Below are 13108 nucleotides of genomic sequence, written 5' to 3'. Positions count from 1 at the left end.
AATGTTGATATCCCACATGACTACCCCCCATAAGCCAAAGAGTAGAATGTATAAAACTAAGAAAATGATTAATCCTAACGATTTAAGATTTAAAAGAGTTAATCTCCCGCCCTATAAATCATATGTATTTAAATTAACTGTTTGATCATAATATTTATCAGATCACTGCAAATAAAATCCAAATGAACACTAAATGTATTGACTGATGAATATTGATTCGCAATAATCATTTCGTGGCATTTGAACAATATGCTCATAATTCGTCGCGCAACTTCCATTTATATGCAAGGAGACTATTATGCTAACAAACTATCATATAAGACTACTCTTAGATGAATGCCGCGAAATGGGTTGGAATGGACTCGATAATGGGGTAACTGCTTCTATGCCGCAACTTCAAGTTGATCTTGTAGAACCACCACATGATTTTTTAGGTGTAAAAGGAAACCCCGCTGTTTTTATAAATAAAGATACCTATAAATTATTAGGGCATTTACATGAAAATTGGGTCGTTAATCAAACCATTGCTTTGAAAACCAGCTTTCTAAAACAACAAACTGTCAATATTATTGGCGCACTTGTGCATGAAGCAGGCCATGCATTTAATGTTTCAGCTAAAATCGCGAATAATGAAGCAAATGCATATATCTATGAAATTGAAGTGATGCTAAAACTGCTCGAAACAAACAGTCCCTTGCTCTTTGGTTGTACCAACAATGATATTAAATCTTATTTTAATGAACGACTTCCTTTTTATAATAAAGAAATTTCAAAAAATAAGTACCTTGCCAAACTGGTAGATTTTATCGAAGAGCAATTTAAGCTTAAGGAAGAAACCCTTTTATCAAAAGATTCAAAAAGGATTTCTATCTTTTTGACAGGTGTCACCTTGTTTACTCACAGTCACTGGAATAAAGAAAATGAAATCGTTTCATCAAAAATGAGATGTAATGCCTCTTACCATAAGAGTTAAAGAAACTGTCAACTATATTAATTAAGGTTTTTCAGGAAAATAATAATAACCAATTAAAATTTGCATTTCTTGATGCTAAGAGGGAACTGAAAAACAACTTGACTAAATTATGTAGAAAAGAAAAAGGTGTGCATTCTAATGAAATCTTTTATCTTTATGATAAAGAGAACATGCAGAAACTAATAAAACAACTTAATGATGGAGACGAAATTGTTCTCCACGGAGAAGGACAGCCTTTCCTTATTGGATTAGAAGAACCTAGTGATTATGATTTAACACCCTTTAAATTAGCAAAATTATTAGCAAAAAATAACTTACTAGACATAGATATAAATATTAATTTATTAGCCTGTTTTTCCGCCACCCAATATTATGAACTAAATTTTGCCCATGATACCTCCGATGCACTCTTTGCGATATTTAAATATGAGAAGTCAACGGTGACAGGATATACAGGTATGATAAAAGTGAGCGGCAATGCTAAATTTTCAGTTACCACTGAAATGGAAAAAGATAAAAGAGGCACTCATGGAAGTCTTAGAGATGCATGTTTAGTCTATCGAAATGGGCAATTGATAAAAAAAGGACGCATTCTAGGCGATAATTCGCATCTTGCTTATTCTTGGGCTGCTGTACATATTGAAAGAGCAAGAAAAGGAAATGCAATTGTAGCTTTTGCAAAAGCAGCCAATGATAATAATGCTAAAGCGAAAATCACACGCTCAAAATCATTTGACTCTAATTTAACCCTAGAAGGAGAAGAACAAGCCCTAATACCAAACTTAAGGCGCAAACAATCATTAATGTTTTTCTTTACTCCATCTCAAAAATATGAGAACCCTATGACTCCTGAGGATTCGAGCCTTCTATTACCTAGATTGCTTTAAATTGTACAGTAATAAAAATTGTTAAGGAACCTGGATGTTGATAACAACCAACTGGTTTTTAGAAAGCCTCTGTGTATATTTAGACTTAAGCTCTGTAACTCAAAAATAGTTTTGCGCCAGAGCGCAAGTTCCGGACCATTAGCGAGTTAAATCCACCCGTGGCTTAGAAAGTCAATGACTGATTTGACAAGTAATCAGACCTATGTGAATTATATTATTCAATAATAATCCCTTCTATTTTTTAATTTTTTGTATATGACTATCTAATGAGAGCAGATAAGAAATACTGCTTTCTCTCCTCAGAGCACGTTCTGCAAAATAATTATCTACTGCTGCTTTCAAAACGTATCGACCTGATGCTCCTGCCAAAGCAACAATTTGTATCCATGGGATATCGGTGAATATATGTACCCCACTAAATACAGCGGCCCCTTCTATGGCGCCCTTCAATAGAGCGCTTGTAAATCCCTCATCAATGGTTTCAAGCCTCTTCCTAAAATTTTTTACAGCTGGAGTGATTTCTGCTTTAATTAACTTATTAATTCCCTCTAAATAATTATCATGTGTAAGTAGACTGGCTTGTTTTGCTTGAATAGAAGCAAGATATTCTAAAAATTCCTCTCTGGCATTTTCAGATTTTTTTCTATATGCCACAACCTTTTTAATATCCATGCCTTCTATACTTTCATTGGATATTAATTCATCAAATATTGCAAAACCAAGATCGGCAATACTAATGGTGGTATTAAGTTTTTCTAAGGTTTTAGCGGCACGCATATAGTGGGTATTTAAAAGATTAGCGTAAGGATTTGCATCTGCTAATGGGATAAATCCATTCCTTGCCCCCTCCATTAATGCAAAATTTAATTGAGCAGAACATAATGCTATTCGCTGCAATAAAAATGCATTTACAGCTTCAGGATTTGTTCTATCAAAGGGAGAATAATTTTTTTTTAAAAATTCCATAGCATTGGAATTAGCTAATATGGATAAATCAATATTCTCAAAAAGCGTTATAAGTTCTTTTTGGGTGCGTCCAAATGAACCATAATCTCCTTCCGGAAACTGCTGCTCCCTAAATGTATTCGATTTTGAGAGACCTTCTCTATAACTTTCAATGAAGGAATAATCATTTAAATCTGATTCTACTCTTTCCAGAAAATCAGTGGAAATTACTCCTCCATTAACACCATGAACATATAAAGGTACGCCAGCATCTTCTCGAAAGGATTGCTCAGCTGTTCTTAATGGTGATGGAGCCCCAATTAAGCCGAAGTTACCAATAGTAAATGCAGGTCTATCCATAAAATGAATTTCATCAAAGAACAAAATACATTTCTTGAGTGTTGTTTGTGATACTTGCATATCAGGGTAATAAAGGACATTTACTTTATCGCGCATTTTACTCCTTATGAACCATTATCTTTAATTCGATAACTAAAGAGATCAACAAACCTGTTGAATAGAAAACGCAACATCAAATTCATCGTATAAGGCTTTAGGCTTTAAAGGCGCCCTTCCTCTATGGACTTTATTTGGACTCTCTTCCAACCTAACCAAGCCATACTGCTCCATTGTCCTCAAAGTCCTAAGAATATTATTCGCTTTTCTTTTATATCCCGTTAACGCCTCTAAATCAGATACAGATTTCGGCTCATTTTCAATGATTAACTTTAGTAAAAGTTGGTTGTCTTCAGACAAAACATGAGCTAATGATTTCATTGATGTAAACCAAATTTTTGGTTCGTCCTTTTTGGGTTTATATATACCTTTAGCAATGGCAATTGTGCGTTGCTTATACTGCTCAAGGGACATAATGCCTATTCTTGCTTTATTCATTATTTCCTCTCCTTAAGAGTTTCAAGACGCTTGTCTACCTCTTTCCAAAAGTCTTCTAAAAGTTGTCCTGCATTAATGTAATTATACGGCCTACCTTGATCATTCTCATCATAATGCCAGTGATCAAAAGTTCTTTCAGGACTAACCCCCCTTTTCCCCCCAAACTCTATTTCATGACTATTGTCAAAACCTAAGATTCTCTTATTAGACTTATCATGCAAGGTTAATGAGTATTTAACGCCCTGCTCGCGGCTTAGCGTTTTAATAATCTCAAATTTCACCCACAGTCCAAGAGACTCATCAATGATAATTCTCTCACCATTAAGCTCTAATAGATTTTCTAATGTGTGATCAATTGTTTTCATAATTAATTATATCACAAGATGATATGTTTGCAATTATAAACGGGGGGTTTATTTATTACCCTGCCCTACTCCATGATCCAACAAAAATTCAACAAGGAATAAGTTAATAAATGTGGTTAATTTTCTAAAATTAAGAAAGAGGCTAATCTAATAAGATATTTTACACTGATCAGTTAACTATTTTTGCTGCTATTATTTATAGCTTGGAGGCGTCTTTTTTCATCTATATCAATTAATTTTTTTGCCTTGGAAATATCCTCTATACTTAAATTCTGTAGTGTACTGAGCCACGAATTAAAACGTTCAATTATCCCTTTCATTGAGATTTCATGGTATTTTGTTTTAAAGAAAAATCTCTTTAATAACAATAGGGTACCTGAAGGTATTTCTTTGTTTTGAAGAAACCTTTGATATAACCACAGAACTAAGTCCGTTACTTCAACCCCGATACTATTTTTATGGGATAAAAATACCAATTTATCTGACGGGTAGTTACTAAAATCAGATGTTCCCAATGGCGTCGTTTCTATGACCTTTTGTTCTTTCAAAATAGCACATAAATCAGCCAATTTTTGCTGATATTTATTAAACTCTGATTGATGGTCAATCGTAATTTTTACTGGTGACTTAGGGGTTTTTTTTATATATTCACCTATTTGATGCAAGACAAACTGAAAGCCAATTATATTTGGAGAGTTGGCTCTTACTTGGGATTCATCCGTACAATTATAACTGAGGTCATAGAAGTTAGACTTTGCCCAAGATAAAGTATCATAGATTAACTGTTGAGATCGTTTGTCCGGTATTTCTCCTAACCGGCTTAAAAGCACATCACATACTGATGTGAAAATATCTTTTGACCTATCTTTGTCTATACAGACTCTAGCATCCCACGATTTTTTTAATGTATCAAAATCAAATATGCTCGCAACTTTAACTAGCATTGCATACCTTAATGGAGTCCAATATCCCGTCCAGGTATAAGCAGGGTTCATACCTTGATCAAATACCTGATCGAAAAAAGAGATGATTGCAAGATCACTTTTGCTAACTTTAGATAAATCAAAGCGCAATTTGTATTTTTTTTGAAGGTCAATTAAATCCGATGTAACAGCTTCGATTTTATATAAAGGAAGATTCTTACCGTGTAAATGAGTAATACCATATTTTTGTTTAATTATATTTACATGTTTTTCCGCTAGCAGATCAAAGTTTGTATTACTAGTTAATAGACCGTAGAATAAATTTGGTTGAGAATCATTAAACAGATCTTTACCTGTGTTCCCACTTTCATCAACATAGTAAAACATTTATATCTCTAACGGCATTCGTTTAGGACAATTATAGAACAAATTAACAATTAGTATGATTTGTGTCATCCTAGACTCTCTTCTTCTGGTACAAGGATTTCAGATCAAGAAAAAACACCCGAAACTTCAAAATTCTAATTGATTTGTTTATAGCCTTCTGTTCAGTTTACTAAGACTGTCTATTAAAATATGAGGTAGATATTATATAATTGTGACAACTAAAAGTTAGTATTTTCAATGCTATGGACGCTCGGCAGCCTTTAACCAATCGTTGATGCTATTTACTCCCAATGATAGAAGCATGTCTTGCAGCAATACCACACGTTTCAGCATTGCACCGTGGTCAGATTCTTCTCGCTCCTCAGCTTCAGCAAAAAGACGGGTCAGTAACTGGGTAAGATTGTTTTCGTGATCGTATAAGTAAGACTTGGTACGACTAACATAAACTAGATAAATCTCGGTTACAGTTAAGGCTCGTTCCGGATCGAGATGTGCAGTGGCATTGAGCCAACTCCCTAAACCCAGAAAACTGGGGCGTTTATTCTCGGTATCACTTTCGTAAATGGCAAATAAAAGACGGATCAGTTCTATTGGAATAGAAATCACCGACAAGTTCTCACAGAACAATTGCACCATCTGGTGTGAAATTGCCTTAGCATGACTCCAATTGGAATTAAGACCCGTCTCGATGCCAATCAAACATTGTTCACGATGTTTTTTTAGGTTTTCATGATGCGTCCAAACACTAGCAGCCCCTTTCCAGGCCTCTGTAGCATCCAGGGTCTTTAAGTCCTCCAACAAAGCGGAAAAGTCGATGTGTTTGGCTAACGCAGCCAAGGCAGAAATGCGAGCCCATGTTTCCATGTCTTTATCGTTACCCTCACTACGAATGCGCAACAGCAAGGGGGCAATTTTTCCAAAATGTTTGTAATGAGCGTAATAAAGACATGGCTCGGCGATTTGCCAAAGGCCAACGGCATTTCTCATGGCGAAGTGGAACAAATCCCAACCCAACTCAGGATTTTTGCTCTGCAAATAGGGTAAATGATTCAGGATTAAGGCACGAATTGCGGGATGTTCGTCTCCAGCAAAACGACGAAGTGTGGGCAACAGAAGATCAGGAAATGGAACACTATTTTCCTGGAGCTTGTTAACCAAGACTATTAATGCTTGAGCGATGTTTCCCCTTGTCATATTGAGGCCGGTAGTAAGCAAATCAAAAAAATCTCCTTTGATGCAGCTTTCCTCCCTATGGCCTGAAAAACCAATTACCAAAAATACTAGCCTCGAGGCATTTTGCGTGTCCTGTATAACGTGGGCGCAAGATTGCACAGCTTTAGATGCAGTGTTGTTGTTTTCCCAATGGTTCGAATGTCTTTCTAGTTCATCGAGGATATGAATCGCCAAAGTGGGGGCATCAGGTTCATCGAGAGGCGCCCATGTGCTATTGGCCTGCAAACTACCAAAACGATATAATAAATAATTGGCGATCCCGCCCATAATATCATCACGGAAGCCTTCGGGAATATCAGCCCAACGCGTAGGTAATAAACTCAAAAATCGCGCTGGTTGGCGAGATGCTGCCTCACGTAGTTGCCACCCAACTTCTCGCTCTCCGCCAACCAGTAAATCATCTCTTCCATGTCCTGAATAATGCTCAAGTAAACGCAACACCCCACAATCACTAGAGTCAAGAAACACCTTGAAAGAAAAAGGAGCGGAAACCATGCCTCCACTCATACCAATGAATGGCTGACGAACCAAAATTCCTTCTTCTCTTTCGTAGGTATCAAGTATCGCTTGCGCTCCAGCAGAGCGCAGATGGCATGGAATGGTGATTATCAATTCTGCTCGTTTCTTCAATATCCAAAAATGGCTGCCCTCATCCGTAAGTGTCCCTTCCCATATAGCCAAAATGCAGGCCATCACCGCATCTTGTGTTAGCGTATCAAAATATATGAATGCCGTCTGCATCAATGTGCCCAATTCGAATGATAGTTCGGACTCTAGTGAACCCCTATCGCACAACATGCGCCCAATCAAATTTATATTGGCTACAGGGTCTGCGGTGCAAGCGAGGATAGCAAAGTATCGTAAAGCTCCTTCGTTGTTAAAGCACAAATGTTCTCGATTTCTTTGCCACCAGTCGGAGTGTGTTTTGGCGTGATTAATGATGGCGGACTCCACCGCATCCAGCAGAATACGTTCACTGTCTGTATACCGATGATCGGACTGACTATGAGAATCGTAGTACGAAGTTTTGTATAGAAATTGACTATGGTAGTCTATGCGTGTATTGCCATAACGCAATGACTTACTTTGGCTCTCGTGCTCAATCCATTCCAGAGCCAAATCTAGTAATGTGGCAGATTGTTCCATCCGATAGCGGAAAAAGCTGTCATTGTTGTTTTCAAACTTATGGGATTGGCAACGCAGCCTGTCATCTGACTGAAATCCGATGGCGTCTTCGTTGACTCCACATGTAATATAACGCCATAGCCAGATGTCTTTCAGAGCACCTGTCGCCACACAGCGAGCGACAGCATGCCCTAGTAAGTCGTGTTCTTGTCGCGGCATGCTAATTAGACGTTCAATTAAAGGCGCGGCCAGTGCAATATTTTCCGTATTTATTTCGGACAAATAATACCCTAGGTGCTCAGAAATCTTTTTTCCATCTACCCAATCCATTGACAACATCTCTGTCCAAAGCGCTAATACACCCACGGGATCTTCGTTTTTCCACAGAGATATCCTGTGCGCATGTGCCGTCAGCCCTTCATCATCCCGTGAACTTTTCAAAGCAGGTATTAGATGTTTTAACCAAAAGCGATGCCACTCAATCAGCACTGCTTGACTGTAAATCACCTGAAATACCTCGCGATGATTATCACGTAAATCACGAATCAGGGGCCAATCATCATCCTGCGGTATCTGTTCGGCAAACGATTCCGCAATCAAGCGGCGAATGTGGAAGGCAGCGCTACCAGTCAATACCATACGCAATTGTTTCCTGAAATCACGGCGTTCTCCCACTGCAAGTTGTGCGACAAAACTGCGGATGCTTGGACGAACAAAGGGCACAGGGGGCAAGCTTTCAATGAACTCATTTAGCAAGATACCCTTACGCACAGCTCCTCGTATCACCAAAACATCCAGCAGGGTTTGATGCCCAAAAGTCAATTTCCCATCTTGAGTTTCTTGTAGCACGTTGAGGCTGCACAGCGCCTGGACAATATCTTGCGAAGCAGTAAAGCACTGATAAGGCACTACCAAACTTCGTGACATTAGCATTTCCTTGGCAATAGCTTCAATGGTTTGCATTGCCGTGTCACCCAGTGCTTTGTTGGCTCGCACGATAATATCAAGATACCGCTGCGCCAAAGCTTGGCTGGTCACAATGTTGAAACTGCCATCTCGCTGAGCCAGCTCCACAAAAAGTGCTAATTCGCGCGGGTTTCGAATCAACTCATGGGTGTTAGCATCGATGTTCTTTGTATGTATACCAAGGTTATTAAGCAACGGAGTAATTTGGACATCCCAATTCAAGGGATGGCACTTCAATTCACAATCCCATTTTCGAATTGCAATTCGGCGGTCGTAATCTCGGTCAAAGTCTCGACAGGCCGTAACCACAGTGATATTTGGAATCAATAGCAGGCGGTCTATTTGCGCCAAGAAGTAATTAAGTGCATGATGGTCACGAGCGATAGACAGAACATCCAAAGAATCAATGACCACGACTACCCGGACATCTTCGGCTATGCGAGCAGCTTTTTCAACCCATTGTTCCGGCAAGCCTTGGGCTTGACGGTCTTGCGTCGTAGTCAGATCAGCGAATTCGCGCGATTGGATAAATAGTGGCACTATATCTGTGCTAGTGCGCGCGCGTTGTTCCAATGATTCTTGCAATGCCAGCATCACACAGGTTTTTCCAGAACCTGCCGGGCCTTGAAGCAAAATTGTGCGTTTTCCACTATCAATGGCTGCGATTAGCTCATTCAAAACTGGGGTGGTAATGCATTGTCCCGCAATATCTCGACGCCATATTCTCCCGATGGCTGAAGTGCTGGCAAAGGATCTCCGCACCTCTACAAGATTCATGATCGGTACCAGTATTGCTCCTGCTTGATGGAGAACAGCCTTGAGATCGTCTTTGGTCAAGCGATGCTGGCCCAAAGCTAATACCTTATTCCCGTCTATTCGCGCCCCGAGTTGATCAAGACGAGTCCAAAGGGCGTTGTATGCAACTTGGGGATTGCACGCCATATAACGCAAACGTTCAAATAAAATAATCTCCATGCGATCCAGATCAGGGCTGGTTTCAAACGTCGTTCGTCGGAGGAAATCGTAAGTTGAAAGATGGATAGTCTGGTTGGAAAAAAGAAGTGCCAAATCAGCATCTATTTTTTTATCCTCTTTGCTCAAACTCGCGCGGTAGCTTATTTCATTGGGTTGAGTAGTACTATGTTCACGCAGTTTAGCTAGTGCACCAAAAGGACTGCGCGAATAGAAACGAACTTCGGCATTCTTGTTACCAGCCAGCAAACTAGACGCCTTAACTAATTCATCCTCAAAATCGGCTATCTTCCATACTTTGAAGTTGGTTTGGTTTTTTTTGCACTGGCAGCAAATCTTAGTACCGTCAGTTTTCCCGACTACTACATCGTCAACCAACGTGTAAGTAGCCGAATCTACCTCAATCCACTGAAAGTCCGGATCAGATAGAACGGTCAATGCCCAATCGAATGCTACAAACGTCTGATACCCATCCCCTCGGTTGGAGCGTATGCCTGAAATGCTCATCTATCGATCCTTTGTTATAAGTTTCTCATTGCCTTGATCTAGTCAGTGCGAATCAATGAGGTGCGCGTCAAGATAGCGTTTAACCGATATTGGGATGTAATAGTACCACCACAGAAACTCACCACCGATTATTAAATCATTTTTTATGCACTAAGATCAGTTAAACCAGCACGCGCCATACCACTAATAAAGTTTGATATGGGTGCTGTTTATTTAAACCTCAAAAACTTCTTCAGGTAAATCATTTCTAATGAAAACCGTATACTTAGGTTTAATTCTATAATTTTCAGCGGATATAGGAACTTTTCGGAATTTTAAGTACTTATAAAAAGTAGCCCGACTAATACTCAACTGCTCACAAATTTCAGAGACACTTAATTGCCCTTCTTTATATATTAGTTCAGCTGAGTGAGCTTTAGCCTGCGCCTCTTTTGAAAGACCTGAAGGCCTACCTCCTTTTTTACCTCTAGCTCTCGCAGCATCTAAACCCGCAATAGTTCTCTCTTTAATTAATTCTCTCTCAAACTCAGCAAGAGAACCAAAGATATTAAAAATGAGTCGACCATGTGCTGTTGTTGTATCTATATGATCATTCAGACTTCTTAACCCAATACCTTTTTCAATAAAGGAATTCACTAAATTAATTAAGTCTTTAAATGATCGCCCCAGCCTATCTAATTTCCAAATGACTAAAACATCACCTTTTCTTAAATCTAATAGCAGTTGATCTAATGCAGGACGATTAAATAAGGAGCCGCTAATTTGATCCTGATAGATTTTTTCGCATCCTTCTTTTTTTAAAGCATCGATCTGTAAATCCAAATTCTGGCTACGAGTAGAAACACGAGCATATCCAATTAACATGATTAAAGTTCACTTAAACGTTTTAGTCATAATAACTTAAACAATATTTAAATGAAACAGTTTAATAAACGATGAAATGCGATAAAAAAGTCATAAATAGCTTTTTATAAATGGTTCATTCAAACGGTGGTTATTTTGAACTAAAACATTAATATGAATCTCCTATCAATTAATTATAAATCCCATGATACTTCCTGATATTAAATAAAATAGTCTAAAATTTAAAAAATATACTTATAGGATTATTTCTTCATGGACTCTAATTGGTTAGCAACGGGCTCATTTGACGATTCGGGAAAATTTGCAAAAGATTTTTGGGAAAAACAAAGACAAGATATTGAAAATGGTACTTTTTGGGCTGACCAAATTAAAGAGTACAAAAATAAACCCCATGAACGACTTCAAACAGCCATAAATAATCTTCCATTACCTGCTGCGTTTAGGGAAGGTATAACTGCTCTAAGAACTATAATCAGAGAAAAGAAAAAAAATAATATGGGTTTCAATAATGAATTAAAATTGATGTATTGGCTTGCTGCTATAGATTCTTTTTCAATTCCCTCTTCTGAAAGATGTAATTGTCCAGGATACAATATTATCGAATCAATTCCAGGGAAAGAAATTAAATCATTAACTTTTGAATATGATACTCTTGGCTATAAACATCTAAAGTTACTCAAGATATCTGACATAAAATTGCTTGTATCTTCTTGGGGCCAACCATCAAATCACACTACACTACACAAAATCTACCAACCGTTATGGCATGAATATGAATTAGCTTACTTAAAAAAACATCCATTTATGAATATAAATCCTTATACACCCGCAATCAAAAATTCCCATACAAGTCGTAGACACCAGTCTTTTTCCATTAATCATAAACACATAGTTATATCGATTATTATTTTAATTTCTATTGCTCTATTTATGTTTAATTAAAAAATCCATCAACTTTCTTAAACACCTAACTCTGTCATTATCTCAATTTAGATTCTAAGCTTATTATAAAATTAATCTATTTATATCGTAGCTCAGTTACATCAATGTTAACTTTTCTTTGTTTCAATTCTATCCTAAATAAGGAAAAATAAATGACCATTCTACTCACTAGAGAACATATTAAAAAATAATCAAACCATAATGAAAAGACAAGGACGATAAACCAAATATCGTGAATTAGTTGGTGTCTCAAAAACGACCTTATACAAATATTTAAAAAAGAAAGGAACGAACTCCACTTGAGAGAATAAAGAAGCTCTATAATTTTATTACATACGGCTAATCTTGGGGAGCTCTTGATGGACCCATTTAAATCAGTAATATTCAATAATTTTGATTCTATTTTAAGAGTTCACTATTTAATAATTGATACAGTTGACAGGGAAACGAACTCGTATCTAAAAAAAATATATTCTAATGAGCTTAATGCTAATGAATTTGAAGATTTTAGCTTATATCATCAAAGTACAAATATTTTAATACAGTCCACCTTCTTACAATTATATGCTTTGCTAGAGGAAACCCTCTACCATGAAAGCTGCAAAAAAACTATTAAGAATTTATCGGGTATTAAGAGATTCAAAGAAGCACTAGCTAAACAAGGTTACGATACCTCCGGAAATTTCTGGAAGAGGCTGGAGGAAATCTCAAAAATTAGAAATTGTTTGCTGCATTCAAATGGAAGATTAGATATAGATCGTTATCGTAGTGAAACCGAAAGTGCAATAGAAATGCTGAATAATTCAGCAAATGAACAAGTTATAAAAACGATTGATTTAAAACATCACAAACCTGGTACTACCATAATATTGATTCAAGAAAGCTTTCTTGATTATTCCTCTTTTATTATAAAAAGCTTTATTAACTCTCAGCATCCGGAAAACCTTATCTAACACAAACATTGTGTTATTGTTGCTTGTGGGATCCAGATAATTCAAGGATTGTCCCAATGATTTTTTATCAAACATGTCATATTTGTGAAAGATAAGGTACGTTATCTATCGCAAATAACATCAATTAAGAACTAATTCTCATCTAAATTATTTCTAACTGGTATTTTAAAAT

Annotated in this window: 10 protein-coding genes; 4 read left to right on the top strand and 6 right to left on the bottom strand. The window is 37.2% G+C overall.

Annotation, left to right across the window (positions count from 1 at the left end; all coding sequences use genetic code 11):
• Positions 1-298: 298 nt before the first annotated feature.
• Positions 299-973: a hypothetical protein gene (locus tag BGO44_RS07030; protein ID WP_058509632.1), complete on the top strand. Its 675-nt coding sequence runs from the start codon at positions 299-301 to the stop codon at positions 971-973.
• 98 nt (positions 974-1071) lie between these two features.
• Positions 1072-1860: a hypothetical protein gene (locus BGO44_RS07025; protein WP_157070687.1), complete on the top strand. Its 789-nt coding sequence runs from the start codon at positions 1072-1074 to the stop codon at positions 1858-1860.
• 234 nt (positions 1861-2094) lie between these two features.
• Here BGO44_RS07025 and BGO44_RS07020 read toward each other — a convergent pair whose 3' ends face one another.
• The 6 genes from BGO44_RS07020 to BGO44_RS06995 form a co-directional block, all read right to left on the bottom strand.
• Entirely contained in the window at positions 2095-3189 is a 1095-nt protein-coding gene (locus BGO44_RS07020) for a hypothetical protein (RefSeq protein ID WP_273197000.1), read from the bottom strand.
• A 117-nt stretch (positions 3190-3306) separates the two neighbouring features.
• Positions 3307-3699 (bottom strand): HVO_A0114 family putative DNA-binding protein, encoded by a 393-nt coding sequence (locus tag BGO44_RS07015; RefSeq protein WP_058509635.1) that lies wholly within the window; start codon positions 3697-3699, stop codon positions 3307-3309.
• Positions 3699-4064, bottom strand: a complete 366-nt coding sequence (locus tag BGO44_RS07010; protein WP_058509636.1) for a toxin-antitoxin system TumE family protein — start codon at positions 4062-4064, stop codon at positions 3699-3701. Before BGO44_RS07010 ends, BGO44_RS07015 begins: the two co-directional genes overlap by 1 nt.
• Before the next feature lie 173 nt (positions 4065-4237).
• The gene (locus BGO44_RS07005) at positions 4238-5374 is read right to left on the bottom strand and encodes a DUF3800 domain-containing protein (protein WP_058509637.1); all 1137 of its coding nucleotides are present in this window, start codon (positions 5372-5374) and stop codon (positions 4238-4240) included.
• 240 nt (positions 5375-5614) lie between these two features.
• The gene (locus BGO44_RS07000) at positions 5615-10177 is read right to left on the bottom strand and encodes an NACHT domain-containing protein (protein ID WP_273196996.1); all 4563 of its coding nucleotides are present in this window, start codon (positions 10175-10177) and stop codon (positions 5615-5617) included.
• A gap of 213 nt (positions 10178-10390) precedes the next feature.
• Entirely contained in the window at positions 10391-11041 is a 651-nt protein-coding gene (locus tag BGO44_RS06995) for a recombinase family protein (protein ID WP_058509639.1), read from the bottom strand.
• 252 nt (positions 11042-11293) lie between these two features.
• On the opposite strand from BGO44_RS06995, the gene BGO44_RS06990 reads away from it, so the two are divergent.
• Entirely contained in the window at positions 11294-11983 is a 690-nt protein-coding gene (locus tag BGO44_RS06990) for a hypothetical protein (RefSeq protein ID WP_273196993.1), read from the top strand.
• A gap of 359 nt (positions 11984-12342) precedes the next feature.
• Positions 12343-12936 (top strand): hypothetical protein, encoded by a 594-nt coding sequence (locus BGO44_RS06985; RefSeq protein ID WP_058509641.1) that lies wholly within the window; start codon positions 12343-12345, stop codon positions 12934-12936.
• The last annotated feature ends 172 nt before the right edge of the window (positions 12937-13108 follow it).

This window comes from Legionella sp. 39-23, assembly GCF_001897665.1.
Taxonomy (GTDB): domain Bacteria; phylum Pseudomonadota; class Gammaproteobacteria; order Legionellales; family Legionellaceae; genus Legionella; species Legionella steelei.
This window is presented reverse-complemented; position numbering and strand designations above follow the sequence as displayed.